The sequence below is a fragment of the Streptomyces sp. NPDC057939 genome, from assembly GCF_042887545.1.
Taxonomy (GTDB): Bacteria; Actinomycetota; Actinomycetes; order Streptomycetales; family Streptomycetaceae; genus Streptomyces.
The window spans coordinates 147,140-169,355 of record NZ_JBHVPG010000009.1 but is presented as its reverse complement, the minus strand read 5'-3'; the positions used below and the strand labels follow the sequence as shown (position 1 = coordinate 169,355).

The 22,216-nt window shown below is 73.4% G+C and carries 16 protein-coding genes and 1 pseudogene; 6 read left to right on the top strand and 11 right to left on the bottom strand.

The window, feature by feature from the left end; translation table 11 throughout:
• Positions 1-2 precede the first annotated feature (2 nt).
• The 6 genes from ACFVS6_RS13540 to ACFVS6_RS13515 all read right to left on the bottom strand — a co-directional run bounded on the left by ACFVS6_RS13540 (position 3) and on the right by ACFVS6_RS13515 (position 7,480).
• Positions 3-923 carry a cation diffusion facilitator family transporter gene (locus tag ACFVS6_RS13540; protein ID WP_389703445.1) on the bottom strand — a complete coding sequence of 307 codons (921 nt, stop codon included), beginning with the start codon at positions 921-923 and terminating at the stop codon, positions 3-5.
• Between the two features lie 67 nt (positions 924-990).
• Complete coding sequence (locus tag ACFVS6_RS13535; protein ID WP_389703443.1) at positions 991-1,881, bottom strand: acyl-CoA thioesterase; 891 nt, start codon at positions 1,879-1,881, stop codon at positions 991-993.
• 6 nt (positions 1,882-1,887) lie between these two features.
• Positions 1,888-3,045 carry an acyl-CoA dehydrogenase family protein gene (locus tag ACFVS6_RS13530; RefSeq protein WP_281206505.1) on the bottom strand — a complete coding sequence of 386 codons (1,158 nt, stop codon included), beginning with the start codon at positions 3,043-3,045 and terminating at the stop codon, positions 1,888-1,890.
• A gap of 165 nt (positions 3,046-3,210) precedes the next feature.
• Complete coding sequence (locus ACFVS6_RS13525) at positions 3,211-4,722, bottom strand: cytochrome ubiquinol oxidase subunit I (protein WP_389703441.1); 1,512 nt, start codon at positions 4,720-4,722, stop codon at positions 3,211-3,213.
• A gap of 125 nt (positions 4,723-4,847) precedes the next feature.
• Positions 4,848-5,897, bottom strand: a complete 1,050-nt coding sequence (locus ACFVS6_RS13520) for an FUSC family protein (RefSeq protein WP_389703440.1) — start codon at positions 5,895-5,897, stop codon at positions 4,848-4,850.
• A 74-nt stretch (positions 5,898-5,971) separates the two neighbouring features.
• On the bottom strand, positions 5,972-7,480 hold the full coding sequence (locus ACFVS6_RS13515; protein ID WP_389703438.1) for a helix-turn-helix domain-containing protein: 1,509 nt from the start codon (positions 7,478-7,480) through the stop codon (positions 5,972-5,974).
• Between the two features lie 115 nt (positions 7,481-7,595).
• Between ACFVS6_RS13515 and speB the strand changes: the two genes are divergently transcribed.
• The 3 genes from speB to ACFVS6_RS13500 all read left to right on the top strand — a co-directional run bounded on the left by speB (position 7,596) and on the right by ACFVS6_RS13500 (position 14,336).
• Entirely contained in the window at positions 7,596-8,561 is a 966-nt protein-coding gene (speB, locus tag ACFVS6_RS13510) for an agmatinase (protein WP_281210177.1), read from the top strand.
• Between the two features lie 5 nt (positions 8,562-8,566).
• On the top strand, positions 8,567-10,249 hold the full coding sequence (locus ACFVS6_RS13505) for a thiamine pyrophosphate-binding protein (RefSeq protein ID WP_389703436.1): 1,683 nt from the start codon (positions 8,567-8,569) through the stop codon (positions 10,247-10,249).
• 163 nt (positions 10,250-10,412) lie between these two features.
• The gene (locus ACFVS6_RS13500; protein WP_389703435.1) at positions 10,413-14,336 is read left to right on the top strand and encodes an ABC transporter ATP-binding protein; all 3,924 of its coding nucleotides are present in this window, start codon (positions 10,413-10,415) and stop codon (positions 14,334-14,336) included.
• A 43-nt stretch (positions 14,337-14,379) separates the two neighbouring features.
• Here the strand turns inward: ACFVS6_RS13500 and ACFVS6_RS13495 are convergent, their stop codons facing one another.
• Positions 14,380-14,934 carry an EF-hand domain-containing protein gene (locus tag ACFVS6_RS13495; protein WP_389703433.1) on the bottom strand — a complete coding sequence of 185 codons (555 nt, stop codon included), beginning with the start codon at positions 14,932-14,934 and terminating at the stop codon, positions 14,380-14,382.
• 296 nt (positions 14,935-15,230) lie between these two features.
• Between ACFVS6_RS13495 and ACFVS6_RS13490 the strand changes: the two genes are divergently transcribed.
• Together ACFVS6_RS13490 and ACFVS6_RS13485 are read left to right on the top strand one after the other, a co-directional pair.
• Positions 15,231-15,596: a hypothetical protein gene (locus ACFVS6_RS13490; RefSeq protein ID WP_389703432.1), complete on the top strand. Its 366-nt coding sequence runs from the start codon at positions 15,231-15,233 to the stop codon at positions 15,594-15,596.
• 82 nt (positions 15,597-15,678) lie between these two features.
• Positions 15,679-17,112, top strand: coding sequence for an aminopeptidase (locus tag ACFVS6_RS13485; protein ID WP_389703430.1), 1,434 nt, complete (start codon positions 15,679-15,681; stop codon positions 17,110-17,112).
• Between the two features lie 5 nt (positions 17,113-17,117).
• On the opposite strand, the gene ACFVS6_RS13480 is transcribed toward ACFVS6_RS13485, so the two are convergent.
• A complete protein-coding gene (locus tag ACFVS6_RS13480) occupies positions 17,118-18,938 on the bottom strand; it encodes a glycoside hydrolase family 3 protein (RefSeq protein ID WP_389703428.1) in 1,821 nt (606 codons plus the stop codon).
• Positions 18,939-18,948: 10 nt separating this feature from the next.
• Positions 18,949-19,911 carry a LysR substrate-binding domain-containing protein gene (locus ACFVS6_RS13475; RefSeq protein WP_389703426.1) on the bottom strand — a complete coding sequence of 321 codons (963 nt, stop codon included), beginning with the start codon at positions 19,909-19,911 and terminating at the stop codon, positions 18,949-18,951.
• A gap of 82 nt (positions 19,912-19,993) precedes the next feature.
• On the opposite strand from ACFVS6_RS13475, the gene ACFVS6_RS13470 reads away from it, so the two are divergent.
• Positions 19,994-20,935 carry an EamA family transporter gene (locus ACFVS6_RS13470; protein WP_389703424.1) on the top strand — a complete coding sequence of 314 codons (942 nt, stop codon included), beginning with the start codon at positions 19,994-19,996 and terminating at the stop codon, positions 20,933-20,935.
• Here ACFVS6_RS13470 and ACFVS6_RS13465 read toward each other — a convergent pair.
• Positions 20,880-21,377: pseudogene (locus ACFVS6_RS13465) on the bottom strand (GNAT family N-acetyltransferase); the annotation flags it as partial. The gene ACFVS6_RS13470 and the pseudogene ACFVS6_RS13465 overlap by 56 nt on opposite strands.
• A gap of 168 nt (positions 21,378-21,545) precedes the next feature.
• Positions 21,546-22,100 carry a DUF937 domain-containing protein gene (locus ACFVS6_RS13460; RefSeq protein ID WP_389703422.1) on the bottom strand — a complete coding sequence of 185 codons (555 nt, stop codon included), beginning with the start codon at positions 22,098-22,100 and terminating at the stop codon, positions 21,546-21,548.
• Positions 22,101-22,216 lie beyond the last annotated feature (116 nt).

The window sequence follows — 22,216 nt, the reverse complement described above, 5'->3', positions numbered from 1 at the left end:
CCTCAGGAGGGCGTCGGCGTCGGATCCAGGTAGACGCGGCGGATCGCCGGGAAGCGCTCGCGCAGCTGCTCCTCCGCCACCTCGCAGGCCGTCTCCACCTGCCGGGCCGACGCCAGGTCGTGGAAGTCGACCTTCGCCGCGATCAGCACCTCGTCCGGACCCTGGACCAGCGTCGTCAGCTCCAGCACCGCCTCGATGTGCAGCACCGAGAGCAGCTCCTCGCGGACCTCGTCCCGCATCGTCGCCGGCAGCGGCCGCCCGATCAGGTACTGCGCGTTCGAGCGACCCAACTCCCAGGCCACCCACACCAGCAGCAGCCCGATCAGCAGCGACGCCACCCCGTCGTACACGCCGGAACCGGTCAGCTGCGCCCCCAACAGCCCGCCCGCCGCCAGCGCGAGGCCGATCAGCGCGGCCGCGTTCTCCAGCAGCACCGCCTTCACGGCCGTGTCCGGGGTGTGCTTCACGTACAGGCCCAGCGGCGCCCGCATCCGCTCCGCCTCGCCGCGCACCTGGCGCCACGCCACCAGCAGCGACCAGCCCTCCAGGACTGCGGCGACCGCGAGGACGACGTACGAGAGCGTCGGGTTGCCGGGGTCCTCGCCGTGGACCAGGGTGTGGATCCCGTCGTACACCGCGAAGACCGCGCCACCGGCGAACGTGGCGATCGAGGCGAGCAGCGCCCAGATCCAGCGCTCGGGCCCGTAGCCGAGCGGGTGCGCCTCGTCGGCCGGTCTGGCGCTGCGCTTGAGGGCGGTCAGCAGCAGTACCTCGGTCACCGTGTCGGCGACCGAGTGCGCCGCCTCGGACAGCATGGCGCTGGACCCGCCGAGGACTCCGGCGACCGCCTTCGCGGCGGCGATCCCGAGGTTGGTGACGGTGGCAACGACCACCGTGGCGACGCTTTCGGGTTGTTCGGGCATGACGTGACGGTATGTCCGGCCCCGGGGTCGGACGGTCAACGACACCCGGCGCCGGGGCCGAGCGGCCTCAGGCGCGCGGCACGCGGACGACGCCCTCCTGGATGACGGTGACCGCGAGGCGGCCGTCCCGGGTCCAGATCCGGGCCTGGCCGAGGCCGCGACCGGCGGCCGAGGAGGGGGACTCCTGGTCGTAGAGGAGCCATTCGTCGGCGCGGAAGGGCCGGTGGAACCACATGGCGTGGTCCAGCGAGGCACCGACCACGTCGCCCACCGCCCAGCCGCCCCGGCCGTGCGCGAGCAGCACCGAGTCGAGCAGGGTCATGTCGGAGACGTACGTGGCCAGGCAGGTGTGCAGCAGCGGGTCGTCCGCGAGCTTGCCCCCGGTGCGGAACCACACCTGCGAGCGCGGCTCGACCGGCTTGCCGACGCTGCCCCACGGCGGGGTCGTCGCGTACCGCAGGTCCACCGCGGCGCGGGCCGCGACCAGCCGCTCGACGGTCCCCGGGTCCCGGAAGACGTCCCGGTACAGGGGGAGGGACTCGGCTGCCGTGGGCAGGGATTCCGGGTCCGGCGCCGCCGGCATCCCCGCCTGGTGGTCCAGCCCCTCCTCGTACGTCTGGAACGACGCGGAGAGGTGGAAGATCGGCTGCCCGTGCTGCACGGCGACGACGCGGCGCGTGGTGAAGGAACGCCCGTCGCGGATCCGGTCGACGGAGTACACGATGGGCGCGCCCGGGTCACCGGCCCGCAGGAAGTACGAGTGGAGCGAGTGCGCGGTCCGGTCCGCGGGCACGGTCCGGCCGGCCGCGACCAGTGCCTGCGCCGCGACCTGCCCGCCGAACACCCGCGGCACGAGGGACTGCCGGCTCGTGCCGCGGAAGATGTTCTCCTCGATCTGCTCCAGGTCGAGCAGGTCGAGGAGATCGGTGAGCGCCTCGTTCTCGTCGAGCTCGGTCAAGGGGACTTACAGACCCATCGACTTGGCGATGATCGACTTCATGACCTCGCTGGTGCCGCCGTAGATGCGGTTGACGCGGTTGTCCGCGTACAGGCGGGCGATCGGGTACTCGTTCATGTAGCCGTAGCCGCCGTGCAGCTGGAGGCACTTGTCGATGACGCGGTGGGCGACCTCGGTGCAGAACAGCTTCGCGGAGGCGGCCTCGGCGGCGGTCAGCTCGCCGGCGTCCAGGGCCTCCAGGGCGCGGTCGGCGACCGCCTCGGCGGCGTCCACCTCGGCCTGGCAGGAGGCCAGCTCGAACTTGGTGTTCTGGAAGTGCGCGACCGGCTTGCCGAAGACCGTACGGTCCGTCACGTACTGCTGGGCGAACCGGACGGCGGCCTTGGCCTGCGCGTACGCGCCGAAGGCGATGCCCCAGCGCTCGGACGGCAGGTTGGCGCCGAGGTAGTAGAAGCCCTTGTTCTCCTCGCCCATCAGGTCCTCGACCGGAACCTTCACGTCGACGAACGCCAGCTCGGCGGTGTCGGAGGTGCGCAGGCCGAGCTTGTCGAGCTTGCGGCCGATCGAGTAGCCCTCGGACTTGGTGTCCACGGCGAAGAGGGAGATGCCGAAGCGGCGGTCGTCCTCGCGGGGGGCGGAGGTGCGGGCGCAGACGATCACGCGGTCGGCGTGCACGCCGCCGGTGATGAAGGTCTTGGAGCCGTTGAGGACGTAGTGCGTGCCGTCCTCGGAGAGCTTGGCGGTGGTCTTCATGCCCGCGACGTCGGAACCGGTGCCCGGCTCGGTCATCGCCAGGGCCCACATCTCCTCACCGGAGACGAACTTCGGGAGGTAGCGCTTCTTCTGCTCGTCGTTGCCGAGCATCTTGATGTAGGGCAGGGCGAGCAGCACGTGCACGCCGGAGCCGCCGAAGTTCACGCCCGCGCGCGAGGTCTCCTCGTACAGCACGGCCTCGAACTTGTGGGTGTCCAGGCCCGCGCCGCCGAACTCCTCGGGCACGTTGATGCCGAAGACGCCCAGCTCGCCGAGCTTGTAGTAGAAGTCGCGGGGAGCCTGGCCCGCCTGGAACCACTCGTCGTAGACGGGGACGACCTCGGCCTCGATGAAGGCGCGGATGGTCTCGCGGAACGCCTCGTGGTCCTCGTTGAAAACGGTACGGCGCACTGGGCCGGCTCCCTTCGGTCGCGGCGGTCCGCCGCTCATGCCTAAGCGCTTGCTCAGATTAAGTTACCGGCGGGTTGTCCACCCTGTCCAGAGCCGGTGGCGGTCGGTCCCGGTGCCGTCCGTCACCTCGGGGGCGGCGCTGGTGCCGCCCCCGCGTCGCCTCCCTCAGTACGAGAAGGCCATCGGACGGTCGGGGTCCTCGTCGTCGTCCCCGCCGACCCGGCGGGGCGAGGTGAGCTCGGCGGGCGTGAGCTCGGGCGGGCCGGCCATCACGGCCTGTGCCAGCAGCTTGATCTCGATCACCGCGAGCACGGCGAACAGGAGGGTGAAGGCGGACATCGAGGTGATGACCTCGGCGTGGGAGACGTTCGGCGAGACCGCGTCGCGGGTGCGCAGCACCCCGTAGACGACCCAGGGCTGACGGCCGGTCTCGGTGAAGATCCAGCCCCAGGAATTGCCGATCAGGGGGAAGATCAGCGTCCAGACCGCCGCGCGCCAGTACCAGGTGGTCAGCAGGGAGCCCAGGGTCCTGCTCCGGGTCACGGCCAGGTGCGGCACCTCGTCCTCGCCGGTGCGCAGCCCCGGGTCGAGGAAGAACCTCTTGCGGGTCAGCCACAGGCCCACGACACCGATGCCGAGCGAGGCCATGCCGAAGCCCATCATGAAGCGGAAGCCCCAGAACGCGACCGGGATGTCGGGCTTGTAGTCCCCGGGCCCGTACTTGGCCTGCTCGGCCGTCTCCGTGTCGTTGATGCCCGCCACGTAGGCGGTGAAGTTGCCCTCCGCGAGGAAGGACAGCAGGCCGGGGATCGACCACTCCACCCGGTTGTGGCCCTCGGAGACGTCCCCGATGGCGAAGACGGAGAACGGCGCGGACGTCTGGCCGTCCCACAGGGCCTCGGCGGCGGCCATCTTCATCGGCTGCTGCTGGACCATCACCTTGCCGAGGGTGTCCCCGCTGAAGGCGACCAGCACGCCGGCCAGCAGCATGGTCACCATGCCCAGCCGCATCGAGGTGCGCATCACCGGCACGTGCCTGCCGCGCCGCAGGTGCAGGGCCGCGATGCCGAGCATGAAGGCGCCGCCGGTCAGGAAGGCGGCGGAGAGCGTGTGGTAGACGACGACGAGGGTCGTGTTCTGGGTGAGCACCAGCCAGAAGTCGGTGAGTTCGGCCCGGCCGCGTTCCTGGTTCATGCGGTAGCCGACGGGGTGCTGCATGAAGGAGTTGGCGGCGAGGATGAACCAGGCGGACAGGATGGTGCCGATCGACACCGCCCAGATGCAGGCCAGGTGGATCCTCTTGGGCAACCTGTCCCAGCCGAAGATCCACAGGCCGATGAAGGTGGACTCGAAGAAGAAGGCGATCAGGGCCTCGAAGGCCAGCGGCGCCCCGAAGACGTCGCCGACGAAGCGCGAGTAGTCGGACCAGTTCATGCCGAACTGGAACTCCTGGACGATGCCGGTGACGACGCCCATCGCGATGTTGATCAGGAAGAGCCTGCCCCAGAACTTCGTCGCGGCGAGGTACTTCTGGTTCCCCGTCCGCACCCATGCCGTCTGGAGCACGGCGACCAGTGTGGAGAGTGAGATCGTCAGCGGGACGAACAGGAAGTGGTAGACGGTGGTGATGCCGAACTGCCACCGGGCCAGTGTGTCGAAGGCCAGAGCCAGGTCCATTCGGGTCCTTCCTCACCACTGCGCGGACCCTCACTCTCGCGCCCGCCCGCACCCCCGGCCCGGCAACGACGGCCGGACGGCCCCGGGGTTACGCCGGACGGCCGACGCGCGAACGCCCGGGGGAGTCAGGTCGGGGGCGCGAGGTGGTCGGTCAGGGCCTCGTGGGTGAGGTCCAGGCCGGCTCGCAGCACGTCGTCGCGGCGGCCGGGACGGGCCGCCCGGTGCCCGGCGGCGAGGTCCCGGGCCGTGCGCAGGCTCGCCGCGCAGTCCTCCCCGCCCAGCGCCGCGTCCAGGGCCCGGGCGGTCGCCTCCACCACCGGGGCCAGGGCGAGCACCGCCGCGTCGGGCGGGGCCGGGGGAGCGTCGGCGGGGCTCCGCGGCGCCGACTCCCTGATCTCCAGCTCCCGCGCCAGCAGCAGCAGGGCCGGGGCCGTGCGCGCGGCCAGCCGCAGGCGGGGGCGCAGGGTGTCCGGAGCCGGGGGGCGCCGCGGCGGCAGCAGGACCGTACGGCCCGTCCTGCGCTCCAGGGTGACGAGCAGTTCGTGCGGCCGGTGCCACAGGGCGAACGGATCGGGCTGCGTCGGGACCGACCGTCCGGAGGCCGCCCCCGCGGCGATCCGCTCCAACCGGGCCCGCAGTCCGGCGCGGTACTCCTCCAGGCCGCCCGCCGCCTCGCGGTACGGGTTCGGGGGCCACAGCAGCGGACCGAGGAGCGTCACGACGGCGATGCCGACGGCGCTCTCCACCAGGCGGGCCATCGGGTAACCGGGCGTCGGCGTCGCGTAGATCATCACGGCGGTGATCAGTACCTGCTGGTTGGGGGCGCCCCGGTGGCGCAGGAGGTACATCCCGGCGCAGCCGCAGACCAGGACGACCAGGAACGAGGCCGGGGCCGAGGGCAGCCAGTGCAGGACGGTCACGCCCAACACCACCCCCGCGATCACGCCCAGCAGGCGCTGGAGGGCGAGCCGGGGCGCCGCGAACACGTCGTCGCGCAGGATCAGGACGGCCGGCAGGGCGGCGGCCACCGGCGCCGTGCTCGTACCGAACCACCACAGGCACAGGTACCAGGGGAGGGCGGCGCACACCACCAGCCGGGCCGCCGACGCCACCGGCCCGGCGGGCCCCGTCGGACCGACGGAACGCTTCCCCGCCGCTACGGACATCCCGGACATGCGGCACATCGTAGGCGGGCCGCCACCCCGAAGGACCGCGCCGCACCCCCGGCGGCGCGCCCGTCGCCGCGCGCTCAGTCGGCCGGCGGCGCCGGGGCGGGCCCCTCCCGGCGCAGGGCGAACCACAGCTCCATCCGGGTGTCCGGGTCGTCCAGGTCCCGGTCCAGCAGCTCCGCGCAGCGGGCCACGCGCTGACGCACCGTGTTGCGGTGCACGCCCAGGGCGGCGGCCGTACGGTCCCACCCGCCGTGGTGCGCCAGCCAGCCGCGCAGTGTGTCCCGCAGGGCGTCGGAGAGCGGCGCGAGCAGGGTCGCCGCGTGCGCGCGGGCCTCCGCCTCGTCGACCAGGCCCGCGAACCCGGGGTCCGCGTGCCGGGCGAACGGGGCCCGGGCCGCCTCGGCGCGCTCCAGGGCCCGCCGGGCCTGTGCGTCGGCGCTCCGCAACCCCCCGGGCGGCGCCGCCGCGCTCACCCCGAGCCGCCAGCCGGGCTGCGGGCCGGGCTCCCGGTCGGTGAGCAGGCGCACGCCGTCGGGGCGCGGGTCCAGCAGTACGGTGCCCAGCGCCGCGGCGAGGGCCTGCGGCCCGGTGCCGCCCCGGGCGTGGACGGCGTACCAGGGGCCGGGGGGCAGGGCCGCGGCCGGATCCCCGTCGAGGAGGAGCCGGGTCAGGGCCGCCGCCTCGTCGCCCGCCGGGCGGTCCGCCGTGAGCAGGGTCAGCAGGACGGCGGCGACGGAGGCGATCGTGTGGTCCCCCGGGGCCCGGGCCGGGGTGGCGAGGACCAGGGCCCGGCCGCCGCCCACCGCGTACGCCGCGAGGTGCGTTCCGCCCAGGGTGTCGGTGGCGGTCGCCGCGGACCCCGGGACCACCCGCGCCGCGAGCCCCTCCAGCGCCGCCCGCACGTCGTCCCCGACCGGCGACCCGGCGAAGGCGCCGGCGGTCCGCTGCCCGGTCGCCCCCGGGCCGCCCGCGGGCGCCGGGTCGGGGATCCGCCCGGTCGTTCCCGTGCCCGGGCCCGCCCCCGTCCCCGCGCCGCCCGCCGGGGGCAGGAGGGCCGTCCAGCCGCCCAGGCTCGCCGCCAGTCGCGACAGGACCGCCGGCACCGGATCCGGTCGGGCCGCCGCCGCGGCCAGTGACCGCTGCGCCTCCGTCACCCGGCGCAGCTCACCGGTGCGGGCCTGCTCCATCAGCCGCCAGACGGCCCGGCCGACCGCCGTGAACGGGGTCCCGGGCGGCACCTCCACCAGCGGCAACCCGTACCGCGCGCAGGCCTCCACCAGCTCCGGCGGCACCGTCCCGTGCACCGGCGTCACCCCGAACCCGACCGCCCCCACCCCGGCCCGGACGAGCCGGGCCGCGTACGTACCGGCGTCCACGAGCCCCGGGCCCCCGGATCCCCCCGCCAGTTCCGCCCCCGCCGTCAGGAGGAGTTCCCCGCCCAGCAGGTACGGCGACGGGTCCGCCATCTCGGAGGCGTGGACCCCGTGGACCTCCGCCTCCGCGGGGCCGGTCAGGAGCCGCAGGCCCAGCTCCGCGTCCGTGAGGAGGCGGGCGAGGGGCACCGGCGGGGTGGGGGGAGCCTCCATGGCCACTCCGTACATCGACAAGGCCAACAGTGGATGAAACGTACACTGCACGCGCCCGAACCGTCCCCGTACGCTCGAAGTACCGGACCGAAGCACCACCAGAAGGGCACCCCCCATGAGCACGCAGCCGCGCGGCCCCGTCGACTCCTCCCGCATCCCGCGCTACGCGGGCCCCGCGACCTTCGCCCGGCTGCCCCGCCTCGACGAGGTCGGCGGCAAGGCCGACGTGGCCGTCGTCGGTGTGCCCTTCGACTCCGGTGTCTCCTACCGCCCCGGCGCCCGCTTCGGCGGCAACGCCATCCGCGAGGCCTCCCGCCTGCTGCGCCCGTACAACCCGGCCCAGGACGCCTCCCCGTTCGCCCTCGCGCAGGTGGCGGACGCCGGCGACATCGCCTGCAACCCGTTCAACATCAACGAGGCCGTGGAGACGGTCGAGGCCGCCGCCGACGAGCTCATCGGCAACGGCTCCCGCCTGATGACCCTCGGCGGCGACCACACCATCGCCCTGCCGCTGCTGCGCTCCGTCGCGAAGAAGCACGGCCCGGTCGCGCTCCTCCACTTCGACGCGCACCTCGACACCTGGGACACCTACTTCGGCGCCGAGTACACCCACGGCACCCCGTTCCGCCGGGCCGTCGAGGAGGGCATCCTCGACACCGAGGCGCTTTCCCACGTCGGTACCCGCGGCCCGCTGTACGGCAAGCAGGACCTCGACGACGACGCCAAGATGGGCTTCGGCATCGTCACCTCCGCGGACGTCTACCGTCGCGGCGCCGACGAGGTCGCCGACCAGCTGCGCCAGCGCATCGGCGACCGCCCGCTGTACATCTCGATCGACATCGACGTGCTCGACCCGGCCCACGCGCCCGGCACCGGCACCCCCGAGGCGGGCGGCATGACCTCCCGCGAGCTGCTGGAGATCATCCGCGGCCTGTCGTCCTGCAACCTCGTTTCCGCCGACGTCGTCGAGGTCGCCCCGGCGTACGATCACGCCGAGATCACCTCCGTCGCGGCCTCGCACACCGCGTACGAGCTCACCACGATCATGAGCCGACAGATCGCGCAGGCGAAGGGCAAGTAAGCACAGTGACGCACGACCACGACCTGGTACTCCGACCCACCGAAGCCCAGACGGCGGCCGCCCTCGCGCCGCCGCCGGGCCGCACCGGCGGGGACCTGGTCGTGGAAACGCTGCACTCGCTCGGCGCCCACACCGTGTTCGGGCTGCCGGGCCAGCACGCACTGGCCCTCTTCGACGCCGTCGGCCGCTCCGGCATGCGCCTCGTCGGCCTGCGCACGGAGAACAACGCGGGCTTCGCCGCCGACGCCTACGGCCGGATCACCGGCGAGGCCGTCCCGCTGCTGCTCTCCACCGGCCCGGGCGCCCTGATGGCACTGCCCGCGCTGGCGGAGGCGGCGGCCGCCTCGGCGCCCGTCCTCGCGATCTCCTCCCAGGTCCCGACGCCCGGCCTCGGCGGCGGCCGGCGGGGCCACCTGCACGAGCTGCGCGATCAGGCCGCCTCCTTCCGGGAGGTCGTCAAGTCGGTGCACGCCGCCCGGACCCCCTCGCAGATCCCCTCCGTGATCGCCGAGGCCTGGGAGTCCGCCCTGACGGCTCCCTTCGGCCCCGTCTGGGTGGAGATCCCCGAGGACGTGCTGCGCGCCGAAACGGTGATCCCGCAGGTCACCGGGATGGACGCGACCCCGCACGAACTCGCCCCGCGCCCCGAGCTGACGGCGGTCGCCGCGCACTGGCTCGCGGAGGCCTCCCGGCCGGTGATCATCGCGGGCGGCGGAGTGGTCCGGGCCGACGCCGCCGGCAAGCTCAAGCAGCTCGCCGAGCGCCTGAACGCCCCCGTGGTCACCACCTTCGGCGGCAAGGGCGCCTTCCCCTGGACGCACCCGCTGTCCCTCCAGTCCTGGTTGGAGGACCGCCACACGACGGACTTCCTGGAGGACGCCGACGTCCTGCTGGTGGTGGGTTCCGGCCTCGGCGAACTCTCCTCGAACTACCACACGTTCTTCCCGACCGGCCGGGTCGTGCAGATCGAGGCCGACCTCGGCAAGCTGGAGTCCAACCACGCGGCCCTCGGCATCCACGCCGACGCCCGCCTCGCCCTCCAGGCCCTCCTGGAGACCGTCCCCGAGCGCGAGGACCCCGACGCCCCCGAGCGGGTCCGCCTGCTGCTCGCCGACATCGCGGCCCGCCTCGCCGGGCAGGACGTCACCCTGGAACAGGGCCTCCTGACCTCGATCCGCGCGGCCCTGCCGGCCCGCTCCCCGTCGTTCTGGGACATGACGATCCTGTCCTACTGGGCCTGGTCCGCCTTCGACGCGAAGCACCCGAACACCATGCACTCGGCCCAGGGCGCGGGCGGCCTCGGCTACGCCTTCCCGGCGGCCCTCGGCGCGGCCCTCGCGGAACCCGGCACCCCGGTCCTTGCCGTCTCGGGCGACGGCGGAGCCATGTACTCGATCGCGGAACTGGCCACCGCCCGCCAGCACGACCTCGACGTCACCTGGCTCATCGTGGACGACGGCGGCTACGGCATCCTGCGCGAGTACATGACCGACGCCTACGGCACGCCGACCGGCACCGAGCTCACGCGCCCCGACTTCGTCGCCCTCGCGGCCTCCTTCGGCGTCCCGGCCGCCACCACCACCCCCGACACCCTCCGCGAGGACCTCGCCAAGTCCCTCGCCACCCCGGGCCCCTCGGTCCTCGTCCTCCCGACCACGCTGAGGATGTTCGCCCCGACGCACGTGTGAGTCCGTCGCCGCGCCGGTCCGGCCGGCCCGTGCGCCGCCCCGTCACGGCACCGCTCGGTTCCGGCCCCGCGCCCGAGCCGACCCGGAGCACGTCCCACCCCCGCCCCGACCGGAGTACGCCCCGCTCGCGGCGTCCGGACACCGGTGCGATTGTTGCGGCGGGATGAAATCCGCCGGTCGGCGCGTTGGGGGAGGCGGCAGGACAGCAGCTACGGGGAGGCATCACGTGACGGCGGGACAGCAGGCGGCCGGCGGTAAACAGGGCTGGGGCAGGCGACTGACGGCCTACACCTGGCGGTACAGGACCAACGTCCTGCTCGCTCTCGGATCCTCACTGGCCGGCATGGCCGTCATGGCCCTCGTGCCGCTGGTCACCAAGGTCATCATCGACGACGTCGTCGGCGACAAGTCCCGCGAGATGGCCCCCTGGGCCGGGATGTTCATAGCCGCGGCCGTCCTCGTGTACGTACTCACCTACATACGCAGGTACTACGGCGGACGCCTCGCCCTGGACGTGCAGCACGACCTGCGCACCGACATGTACGAGACCATCTCCCGCCTCGACGGCCGCCGCCAGGACGAGCTGTCCACGGGCCAGGTGGTGGGCCGGGCCACCAGCGACCTCACGCTGATCCAGGGCCTTCTCTTCATGCTCCCGATGACCATCGGGAACTTTCTCCTCTTCGGGATATCCCTCGGGATCATGCTGTGGCTCTCGCCGCTGCTGACCCTCGTCGCGCTGCTCATGGCCCCTGCCCTCTGGTTCATCGCCAAGCGCAGCCGCAAGAAGCTCTTCCCCGCCACCTGGTACGCGCAGGCCCAGGCCGCCGCCGTCGCCTCCGTCGTCGACGGGGCCGTGACCGGCGTCCGCGTCGTCAAGGGATTCGGCCAGGAGGACCAGGAGACCGGCAAGCTGCGCGCCGCCGGTCGGCGCCTGTTCGGCGGCCGGATGCGGGCCATCCGCCTCAATTCGCGCTACACCCCCGCGCTCCAGGCCGTCCCCGCCCTCGCCCAGGTCGCCATGCTCGCCCTCGGCGGCTGGATGGCCACCGAGGGCCGCGTCACCCTCGGCACCTTCGTCGCGTTCTCGACGTACCTCGCCCAGCTCGTCGGCCCCGTCCGCATGCTCGCCATGGTGCTCACCGTCGCCCAGCAGGCCCGCGCCGGCGCCGAGCGCGTCTTCGAGCTCATCGACACCGAGCCCGTCATCCGCGAGGGCGAGCGCGAACTGCCCGCCGACGTGCCCGCCACCGTCGAGTTCGACGACGTCCGCTTCGGGTACGACCCCGACCGGCCCGTCCTCGACGGCTTCTCCCTCACCGTCGCGGAGGGCGAGACCGTCGCCGTCGTCGGCGCCTCCGGCAGCGGCAAGTCCACCGTCTCCCTCCTCCTCCCGCGGTTCTACGACCCCGACCGGGGCACCGTCCGGGTCGGCGGCCACGACGTGCGGGACCTGACGTACGACTCCCTGCGCTCCGCCATCGGGCTGGTCCCCGAGGACTCCTTCCTCTTCTCCGACACCATCCGCGCGAACATCGCCTACGGACGCCCCGACGCCTCCGACGAGGAGATCCGCGCAGCCGCCCGCGCCGCCCAGGCCGAAGGCTTCGTCGAGGCCCTGCCCGCCGGCTACGACACCACGGTCGGCGAACAGGGACTCACCCTCTCCGGCGGCCAGCGCCAGCGCATCGCCCTCGCCCGCGCCCTGCTCACCGACCCCCGGCTGCTGCTCCTCGACGACGCCACCTCCGCCGTCGACGCCCGCGTCGAGCACGAGATCCACGAGGCGCTGCGGTCCGTCATGGCAGGCCGCACCACCCTGCTCATCGCCCACCGCCGCTCCACCCTCGCCCTCGCCGACCGGATCGCCGTCCTGGACCGCGGTCGACTCGCCGACATCGGCACCCACGAGGAGCTGGAACGCCGCTCGGCCCTCTACCGCAGGCTGCTGACCGACCCCGACGCCCTCGGCGCCGGATCGCCCCGGACCCCCGAGGCGCCGCCCGCGGCCGAGTTCGAGCGGGGCGCCGACCGGGACCTGGAGCGGGACCTCGAACTGGAAGCGGAGATCGACTCCGAGCCGGTCAACGCCAAGCGGCGGGTCAGCGACGGAGTCACCCCCGAACTGTGGCGCCGCCAGGAGGAGGACGACCGGTCCACCACCGCCCCGGCCGCCGCGCCGGGCGCGCCCCGCGCCCCCGGCGCCGGGCACTCCCTGGCCGGAGCCGTCGCCGGGATGCCGGCGACCCCCGAACTGCTCGCCCAGGTGGCCGCGCTGCCGCCGGTCGACGACCGGCCCGCCGTGGACGAGGGCGCCGCCGCCTCCGCCGAGGAAAGCTACGGCCTGCGCCGTCTGCTCCGCGGCTTCTGGCCGCCGCTCGCCATCAGCCTCGGCCTCGTCGCCCTCGACGCCGGTTCCGGACTGCTGCTGCCCGTACTGATCCGGCACGGCATCGACCAGGGCGTCGAACAGGCCGCCCTCGGCGCGGTGTGGGTGGCCGCCGGGCTCGCCCTCGTCGTGGTCCTCGGACAGTGGGCGGCCCAGTTCGCCGAGACCCGGATGACCGGGCGCACCGGTGAGCGGGTGCTGTACTCACTGCGCGTCAAGATCTTCGCGCAGCTCCAGCGGCTGGGCCTCGACTACTACGAGCGCGAACTCACCGGCAAGATCATGACGCGGATGACCACCGACGTCGACGCCCTGTCGACGTTCCTGCAGACCGGCCTGGTCACCGCCGTCGTCTCGGTCCTGACCTTCTTCGGCATCCTCGTCGCCCTGCTCGTCCTCGACGTCGAGCTCGCCCTGCTCGTCTTCGCGACGCTGCCCCTCCTGGTCGTCGGCACCATCGTGTTCCGCCGGAAGTCCGTCGCCGCCTACGAGCTGGCCCGCGACCGGGTCGGCACGGTCAACGCCGACCTCCAGGAGTCCGTCGCCGGACTGCGCCTGGTCCAGGCGTTCCGCCGGGAGGGCACCGGTGCCACCCGGTTCGCCGAGCGCAGCAACGCGTACCGCGAGGCGCGGGTGCGCGGCCAGTGGTTGATCTCCGTGTACTTCCCCTTCGTGCAACTGCTGTCCTCGGGCGCCGCGGCCGCCGTGCTGATCGTCGGCGCGGGCCGGGTCGACGCGGCCACGCTGACCACGGGCGCGCTCGTGGCGTACCTGCTCTACATCGACCTGTTCTTCGCCCCCGTCCAGCAGCTGTCCCAGGTCTTCGACGGCTACCAGCAGGCCACCGTCTCCCTGCGGCGGATCCAGGACCTGCTGCGCGAGCCCACCAGCACCCCGCTGCCCGTCGCGCCCCGCGAGGTGCGGGAGCTGCGCGGCGAGATCGCCTTCGAGGACGTGCGCTTCCAGTACGGCACCGCCGAGGAGCGCGGCGAGAAGGGCGAGGCGCTGGCCGGGATCACCCTGCGGATACCCGCCGGGCAGACCGTCGCCTTCGTCGGCGAGACCGGCGCCGGAAAGTCGACCCTGGTCAAGATGGTGGCCCGGTTCTACGATCCGACCTCCGGCCGGGTCACCGCCGACGGCGCGGACCTGAAGGAGCTGGACCTGACGGAGTACCGCCACCGGCTCGGGGTCGTCCCCCAGGAGCCGTACCTCTTCCCGGGGACGGTCCGGGACGCGATCGCCTACGGGCGGCCCGAGGCCTCCGACGCCGAGGTCGAGGCGGCGGCCCGCGCGGTCGGCGCCCACGACATGATCGCCACGCTCGACGGCGGCTACCTGCACACCGTCACCGAACGCGGCCGCAACCTCTCGGCGGGCCAGCGCCAGCTGATCGCCCTGGCCCGGGCCGAACTCGTCGACCCGGACGTGCTGCTGCTCGACGAGGCCACCGCGGCCCTCGACCTGGCCACCGAGGCCCAGGTCAACCAGGCCACCGACCGGCTCGCGGGCAAGCGCACCACGCTGGTCGTCGCGCACCGGCTGACGACCGCCGCCCGCGCCGACCGGGTCGTGGTCATGGACCGGGGGCAGGTCGTCGAGGACGGCAGCCACGCCGAACTCCTGGCCCGCGGGGGCCGCTACGCGCGGCTGTGGCGGACCTTCGTCGGGGAGGACGAGCGGGCGGCGGCCGCCTGACCCCGCTCCGCCCCACCCGTACCGCCGCGGGACGTCCCGGGTATCAGAGCTCGCCGAAGAGCAGGTTGCCCGGGGCGTCCTCGTCGTCACCGGTGTAGTACTCGCGTACGGCGTCGAGGAGTTCGTCCACCGACAGGTAGCCGTCGTGGTTCTTGTCGATCCTCGCGAAGAGCGCCTCCGTGTCGGCGATCTCCAGCTTCGTGTCGAAGGCGAGCTGCGCCTTGTGGAACTCCTCGGGGCTGATGTGCCCGTCGCCGTTGGTGTCGACGACCGTGAGGATCGCCCGCGCCAGCGGCCGGAAGGACTTGTCGTAGGCGGGCCCGCCGTCCTTGTACAGCCGCGTCATCCCCTCCGCGTACTCCTGGGGGGTGAGCTTGCCGTCCCGGTCGATGTCGAGCTCGGCGAAGAGGTCCACCCAGAAGTCGGTCAGCCCGCGGAACACCTCGGCCGCCTTGGGGGAGTCGGACGGCTCCTCCATGGCGGCGATCAGGCGGGTCCCGAGCGCGATCACGTCCTCCGCGTCGATGACGCCGTTGCCGTTGTCGTCGAAGTGCGCGAAGGCTCGCTCCAGCTTGCGGTCCAGCAGGTCGTTCGTCATGTCGGATGCCTTTCGCGGCTACGGTGGGCGGTTGTCCGGTCGCCTAGCGTAATGTCCGCGTCGATCGTGAACTCCCCCTCCCCGGCTGGGAAGTTGTGGATGCACTCGTACGAGGTAGCGGCGGCGCCCCGGCCCCCGGCGGCGAACCGCCCGAGGTGGGGCGGCGCCGCCCGCACTCCGTTGTGTCGTGCAACCATCCGGCGGGCCCGGGCGTCGTACGTGCGTGCGTGTTACGTACGACGGATCGGGGGGCGAGTGTGTTGAAACGGTGGAGGGGGCGGGGTCGGCGGCGGTTCGTGTCGGCCGGGGTGTTCGGGGCGGCGCTCTGGCTCGGTGTCGGAGGGCTGTTCGCGGCGCCTCCCGCGCAGGCCGCGACCGGCGGCTGTCCGGGTCGGCTCGTCAAGACGCTGCCGTTCCCCGCGGGCGAGGTGCGCGTGTACAAGAGCCGGACCCAGGCCTGCGCCGTGACCGTTGCCGCGCGACCCGGCGAGCGCCGGCGGATGACGGTGGTCGTCCAGCCGAGGGGGAGCGTTCCCGTGCGCGACGCGGGGCAGTTCACCCGGTACGCGGGCCCCGTCGTGGTCGGCGCGGTGAACCGCTGCGTCCACGTGACGGGGAGCGTGGCGGCCGAATCCGTCGCATCCGGCTGGATCCTGTGCTGACGTAGGGCCCAACCACTACTGTTCACGGGCGTGTTGACCCGGCTAGGTTCACGGCGACCAATGTGAACCAAGGGGAGGGTGAATGCGCAAGACGCTCGGATGGCTGCTGTCGCTCGTGGTGCTCATCGGCACCATGGGTGCGGCCGGCGCCACGGCTCAGGCGGCCACAGCCGCGGGGCCGGCCGCCGCCACGGACATCAAGGACCGGATCCTCGGCATCCCGGGGATGAGCCTGATAGAGGAGAAGCCGTACCCCGGGTACCGCTTCTTCGTACTGAACTACGAGCAGCCGGTCGACCACCGGCAGCCGTGGAAGGGCACCTTCAAGCAGCGCATGACCCTGCTGCACAAGGACGTCTCCCGCCCCACGGTGTTCTTCACCTCGGGCTACAACGTCAACACCAACCCGCGCCGCAGTGAGCCGACGACGATCATCGACGGCAACCAGATCTCCATGGAGTATCGATTCTTCACGCCCTCCCGGCCCGACCCGGCCAACTGGGCGAAGCTGGACATCTGGCAGGCCGCCAGCGACCAGCACCGCATCTTCACCGCGCTGAAGAAGATCTACAACAAGAACTGGCTGTCCACCGGCGGCAGCAAGGGCGGCATGACCGCGACGTACTACGAGCGCTTCTACCCGCGTGACATGGACGGTGTCGTCGCGTACGTCGCGCCCAACGACGTCGTCAACAACGAGGACTCGGCCTACGACCGGTTCTTCGCCAAGGTCGGCACCAAGGAGTGCCGCGACCGGCTGAACGCCGTCCAGCGCGAGGCGCTCGTGCGCCGCGCACCGCTGGAGGCCAAGTACGCCACCGCCGCCGCCGAGAACGGCTGGACCTTCACCACCGTCGGCAACCTCGACAAGGCGTACGAGGCCGTCGTCCTCGACTACGTGTGGGCGTTCTGGCAGTACAGCCTGCTCGCCGACTGCTCCTCCATCCCCACGGCCGCCACCGCGAGCGACCAGGAGATCTGGGACACCATCGACTCGATCTCCGGCTTCTCGGCCTACGCCGACCAGGGACTGCAGACGTACACGCCGTACTACTACCAGGCGGGCACGCAGCTCGGCTCGCCCGACATCAAGCAGCCCCACCTCAAGGGACTGAGCCGCTACGGCTACCAGCCGCCGCGCGAGTTCGTGCCCCGTGACATCCCGATGACCTTCCAGTCGGGCGCCATGGCGGACATCGACGGCTGGGTGCGCGACAACGCCCACCAGATGCTCTTCGTCTACGGGCAGAACGACCCGTGGGGCGCCGAGCCGTTCCGCCTCGGGTACAAGGCGCGCGACAGCCACGTGATGATCGCGCCGGGCGCCAACCACGGGGCCAACGTGGCCCAGCTGCAGGAGGGCGAGAAGGCCCTCGCCACGGCGAAGATCCTCCAGTGGGCCGGGGTGGCACCCGCCGCCGCGCTCGCCGACTCCGCCAAGGCGGCGCCGCTGGCGGCCGCCGACGCGCAGCTCGACCAGCGGGACCTGGAGCGCGAGCCGCAGCTGCGGCCGTAAGCCGGTCAGGGGGCCACGGGCGGGTAGGACAGCCCGTGGCCCAGCGGGTAGCGGCCCGGCACCGGGACCGGAAGGCGGCCGATCGGCCGCCGGACCCCGGTGATCACCCGGGCCGCCGCCCGCAGTTCCACGTCCGTCCAGGAGTACGTCGCCACCTCCGCCGCGCACGCCGGCAGCCGCGCCGGGTCGTACGGGTTGCGGACGGCCACCAGCACCACCGGCACCCCGGTGGCGACCAGCTCCGCCACCAGCGTCCGCTGCGGGCTCTCCCCCTCGGGGACGTTGTACGTGCACACGAGCACCGCGGCGTGCCCGGCGGCGGCCGCCGCGGCCCGATCCGCCGGCACCGCCGCCGCCCGGCAGCCCAGCGCCTCCAACTCCCGCGCCAGCACCGTCGTGGGGGGTCCCGTGGTGCCGGTGGGGGACACCGGCTCCGCCCCGGTCACCAACAGTCGCGGACGGGCGGTCGCGTCCAGCGGCAGCAGCCCCCGGGGATTGGCCAGCAGGGTCGTCGTGGCGGCCGCGATCTCGTCGGCGGCGGCCAGGTTCGCGGCCGTGCCGACCTCCGGGTCCGCCGCCCCGACCGCACCCACCGACTCCTCGAACAGGCCCCTTCGCGCCTTGAGTTCCAGGATCCGCAGCACCGACTCCGTGATCCGCTCCCGCGACAGCTCGCCCGACTCCACCGCCGCCAGCACGCTGCGCTGCGCGAGTCCGAGGTCCGGCGCGTTCAGCAGCTGGTCGCAGCCCGCCTTGAGCGCCAGCACCGGGACCCGGTCGTCCCCGTACTTCTGACGGACACCGGCCATGTCGAGGGCGTCGGTCACCACCACCCCCCGGAAACCCAGGCGTTCGCGCAGGATGCCCGTGACGATGGGGCGCGAGAGGGTCGCCGGGTCCCCCGAGGGATCCAACGCGGGGAAGACGATGTGCGCCGTCATCACGCAGTCCACGCCCGCCTCCACCACCGCCCGGAACGGCGGCTCGTCCAACTCCTCCCACCGGGCGCGCGAGTGCCGCATCACCGGCAGCCCGACGTGGCTGTCGGTCTCGGTGTCGCCATGTCCCGGGAAGTGCTTCGCCGTCGCGGCCACCCCGGCGCTCTGGTAGCCGCGCACCTGGGCGGCGGCCAGCGCCGCCACCGCACGCGGGTCCGAGCCGAAGGACCGTACGCCGATCACCGGGTTGGCCGGGTTCACGTTCACGTCGGCCACCGGTGCGTAGTCCTGCCGGATTCCCAGCGCGGCCAGCTCGCCGCCCGCGATCCGCGCCGCCCGGCGGGCATCGGCCGTGGAGCCGCCCGCGCCCAACGCCATCGCCCCCGGGAACAGGGTCACCGGCCTGCCGATCCGGGCCACCGCCCCGTGCTCCTGGTCGACGGACAGCATCAGCGGGATCCCGGACCCGGAGCCGCGCGCCGCCCGCTGGAGGCCGTCGGACAGTTCGGCGATCTGCCGGGGGGAACGCGTGTTGTGGGCCCAGGCGAAGTAGACGACCCCGCCCAGGTGGTGGCGCGCGACCAGCTCGGCGGCGGTGCGCACCCCGAACTGCGCCAGGTTCTGCTCGGCGTCCGCCGGCTCGGGATCGGTGGCCGAGTGCCCGTACACCCGGGACACGAAGAGCTGCCCGACCTGCTCGGCCAAGCTCATCCCGGCCACCAGGGCCCGCAGCCGTGCCCGGTCGGGACGGCGGCCGAGCGGCTCCTCGGGGGAGCGGGAGTCATCGGGGACGGAGTGGGACCCCACGGCCGCGGAGGAGACCCCGGCGGCGGCGACGGTGGCCAGGGCGGCGGCGAGCAGGGTCCGGCGGGACGCGTGGTTCGGCACCCGCCGGACCCTACTGCCGGGCCGGCTCCGGGGCCCCGGGGACACTCGGGAGGTCCCCCGGAAGTGGGGCCGCCGCCACCGCCGGCCAGTGCTCCCGCAGGGTCCGCACCGCCTCGGTGATCGCGGGCCGACGGGCGGCCCCCGTCCGCCACAGGGCGTACAGCCTGCGCACGGGGCCCGGCTCCAGGGGTACCGCCACCGCACCCGGGGGCAGGACGCCGGTTCCCAGCCGGGGCACCACGGCGACCCCGAGCCCGGCCGCGACCAGGGCGACGATGGTGTGGTTCTCCTCCGCCACATGGGCGATCTCCGGCTCGAACCCGGCCGTCCGCAGGGTCCGCACCAGCCAGTCGTGGCACACCCGGCCGGGCGGCTGGCACACCCACCGCAGCCCGCCGAGGTCGGCGCGCCGCACCACCCGCCGCGCGGTGAAGGGGTGCCCGGCCGGGACCACCAGATCGCAGTGGTCGTAACCGATGACCACGTGCTCCACGCCCTCCGGGGCGGGCAGCGGGGAGATGTCCCAGTCGTGGGCCACCGCCAGGTCGGTGACGCCCCGGGCCACCAGGTCCACCGACAGGTGGGGGTCGACCTCCGTCATCCGGACGTCCAGCGCCGGATGCCGGCGCGCCAGGTCGGCCAGCACCCCGGGCAGCAGACCGCGCGCGGCCGAGGCGAAGGCCGCCACCGTCAGCAGCCCGCTCGGCCGGCCGCGACGCTCCTCCATCGTGGTCTCGGCCCGCTCCACGATCGTCAGCAGCTCCTGCGCCGTGTCGGCCAGGTGCCGGGCCTCCTCGGTGAGCGCGACCCCGCGCCCGCGCCGCTCCAGCAGCGTCGTGCGGGTCTCCCGCTCCAGTTTGGCGATCTGCTGCGAGACCGCGGACGGGGTGTAGCCCAGTGCGGCCGCCGCGCCCGCGACCGAACCGTGGACGGAGACGGCGTGCAGGGCGCGCAGCCGGGACAGGTCGAGCATGCCCCGATCGTAAGCGTTGCTTCATCCAACCCGGAAGGGATCCGCGCTGGTGCTTCATGGTCGGGGCGCCGATGCTCGGTACATGCGTCCCGTACACACCGCACTGGCCGTGGTCGTCGCCGCCGTCTGGGGCTTCAACTTCGTCGTCATCGAGATCGGCCTCGGCCACTTCCCGCCGCTGCTCCTGTCCGCGCTGCGCTTCCTGGTCGCGGCCCTGCCCGCCGTGTTCCTCGTCGGCCGGCCCAAGGTCGCCTGGAAGTGGATCCTCGGCGTCGGGGCCGCCCTCGGCGTCGCCAAGTTCGGCCTGCTGTTCACGGGCATGGCCGCGGGGATGCCGGCCGGGCTGTCCTCCCTCGTGCTCCAGGTGCAGGCCGTGTTCACCGCGGCCCTCGCCGGTCTCGTCCTGCGCGAACGGCCCGGCCCGGTGCGGCTGCTGGGCATGGCTGTGGCCCTGGCCGGGATCGCCGTGGCCGCCGTGGACCGGGGCCTGTCCGGAACCGGACTCGGCTTCGCCCTCGTCGTCGCGGCCGCCGCCTGCTGGGGCGTCTCCAACGTCCTGACGCGCAGGGCCGCCCCGGCCGACGCCATGAACTTCATGATCTGGGTCTGCACCGTCCCGGTCCTGCCCCTGATCGCCCTGTCCCTGCTGATCGAGGGCCCCGAACGGGACCTCGCCGCGCTGCGCGCCCTCGACTGGTCGGGCGTCGGCGTCATCGTCTACGTCGCCTGGGTGTCCACGGTGTTCGGCTTCGGCGCCTGGAGCTACCTGCTGCGCCGCTACCCGGCTTCCTCCGTGGCCCCGTTCTCGCTGCTGGTCCCGGTGTTCGGGATGTCCTCGGCGGCCCTCGTGCTCGGCGAGGGGATCTCCGGGACCCGTTGGCTGGCCGCCGTGCTCCTCGTCGGCGGCGTCGGCCTCACCTCGCTGGCCCCCGCGCGGCGCCCGAACCGTACAGGGGTCGGTTCGGGCGTCAGCGCGGGGAGCCCTCCTGCAACGGCAGCCGCCAGTCCTGCCCGGTCAGGGTGACCCCGTACGAGCGGTGCGGGCGCTCGGCGACCAGCGTGAAACCGGCCCGTTCGTAGAGCGAACGGGCCTCGCGCAGCACGTCGTTGGTCCACAGCACCAGCTCGCGGTAGCCGACGGACCGGGCGAAGGCGACGACGGTGTCCACGAGCAGGCCGCCGATGCCGAGGCCGCGTCCGGCGGGCTCCACCAGGAGCAGCCGCAGCCGGGCGGTGCCCGGCGAGCCCTCGTCGCGCACGCACATCACCGAGCCCACCGGACGGCCGTCGTGCTCGGCGATCCAGACCCGCTCCACGTAGGGGTCGTGGTCCTCGGCGAAGTCCGCGACGATCCGGGCCACCAGCCCCTCGAACTCCTGGTTCCAGCCGTACTCGGCCGCGTAGAGCGCGCCGTGCCGCTGCACGATCCAGCCCAGTTCCCCGGGCTCCGGATCCCTGAGCCGTACCTGTGCGCCGGAGGTCTCCATGGCGCCCGAGGATAGCGCGCGGGCCGTCGCCGGGGGGCGCCGCGGGACGGGCCCGGGACGCCGCGGTGCCCGGCCGCGCACGGCCGGGCACCTTTACTCCGTACGGGTCACGCCCCGCCCGCGTCGCGGCCGGCTCCCGCGTACGGGCTACTTCTTGCCGCCGCCCAGGATCTGCCCCAACAGGTCGCCGAGGCCGCCGCCCGCCTGGCCGGGGGCCGCTCCCGGAGCCGGGGCGCCGCCCGCCGGGGCGCCCCCGGCCGTCGGCGCGCCGGCGCCCTTGCCGGCGGACGCGCGCTTGGCGAGGACGGCCAGCAGCACCGGGATCAGCATCTCGATGACCCGACTGATGGTGGGGGCGGGGATGCCGGTCTTCTTCGACACGGCGTTGGCCACGGGCTTGCTCACCTTGGCGAGCACCCCGGCCATCATCCCGCCGCTCAGCAGGCCGCCCATGCCGCCGCCGAGCGTGGCCACGCCCTGGAGCGGCGGCTCCGCCACCTCCGCGAAGGCCTGGCGGACCTCCACGCCGTCGTCGTCATCGGCTCCGGCCTTCTGTCGGAGGTCGCCCGTCATGGCGCCGACGGTCTCGGCGACGGTCTCGCGGGCGCCGCCGACGTCCGTGCCGAGCAGCCCGGCGATCTCCTGAAGCCTGTCGTCGCCGAGTTCGCCCAGCACGTCGTCCTGGAAGGAAGATTCGCTCATGTCTGAAACGCTACTTGTGCGGTGATTCGGTGGCACCTCGGACCGCCTCCGGAGGTCCCTCAGGTAATGGAAAGGTAAAGTTCCGCTTTCCGGTGCAACCCTGCGCGCGGATCGCG

What these genes read in the sequence shown, in the direction of transcription:
- ACFVS6_RS13540 (WP_389703445.1), bottom strand. Translation starts at nt 923, where the DNA reads ATGCCCGAACAACCCGAAAGCGTCGCCACGGTGGTCGTTGCCACCGTC.
- ACFVS6_RS13525 (WP_389703441.1), bottom strand. Translation starts at nt 4,722, where the DNA reads ATGGACCTGGCTCTGGCCTTCGACACACTGGCCCGGTGGCAGTTCGGC.
- ACFVS6_RS13520 (WP_389703440.1), bottom strand. Translation starts at nt 5,897, where the DNA reads ATGTCCGGGATGTCCGTAGCGGCGGGGAAGCGTTCCGTCGGTCCGACG.
- ACFVS6_RS13515 (WP_389703438.1), bottom strand. Translation starts at nt 7,480, where the DNA reads ATGGAGGCTCCCCCCACCCCGCCGGTGCCCCTCGCCCGCCTCCTCACG.
- speB (WP_281210177.1), top strand. Translation starts at nt 7,596, where the DNA reads ATGAGCACGCAGCCGCGCGGCCCCGTCGACTCCTCCCGCATCCCGCGC.
- ACFVS6_RS13500 (WP_389703435.1), top strand. Translation starts at nt 10,413, where the DNA reads ATGAAATCCGCCGGTCGGCGCGTTGGGGGAGGCGGCAGGACAGCAGCT.
- ACFVS6_RS13495 (WP_389703433.1), bottom strand. Translation starts at nt 14,934, where the DNA reads ATGACGAACGACCTGCTGGACCGCAAGCTGGAGCGAGCCTTCGCGCAC.
- ACFVS6_RS13485 (WP_389703430.1), top strand. Translation starts at nt 15,679, where the DNA reads ATGCGCAAGACGCTCGGATGGCTGCTGTCGCTCGTGGTGCTCATCGGC.
- ACFVS6_RS13475 (WP_389703426.1), bottom strand. Translation starts at nt 19,911, where the DNA reads ATGCTCGACCTGTCCCGGCTGCGCGCCCTGCACGCCGTCTCCGTCCAC.
- ACFVS6_RS13470 (WP_389703424.1), top strand. Translation starts at nt 19,994, where the DNA reads ATGCGTCCCGTACACACCGCACTGGCCGTGGTCGTCGCCGCCGTCTGG.
- ACFVS6_RS13460 (WP_389703422.1), bottom strand. Translation starts at nt 22,100, where the DNA reads ATGAGCGAATCTTCCTTCCAGGACGACGTGCTGGGCGAACTCGGCGAC.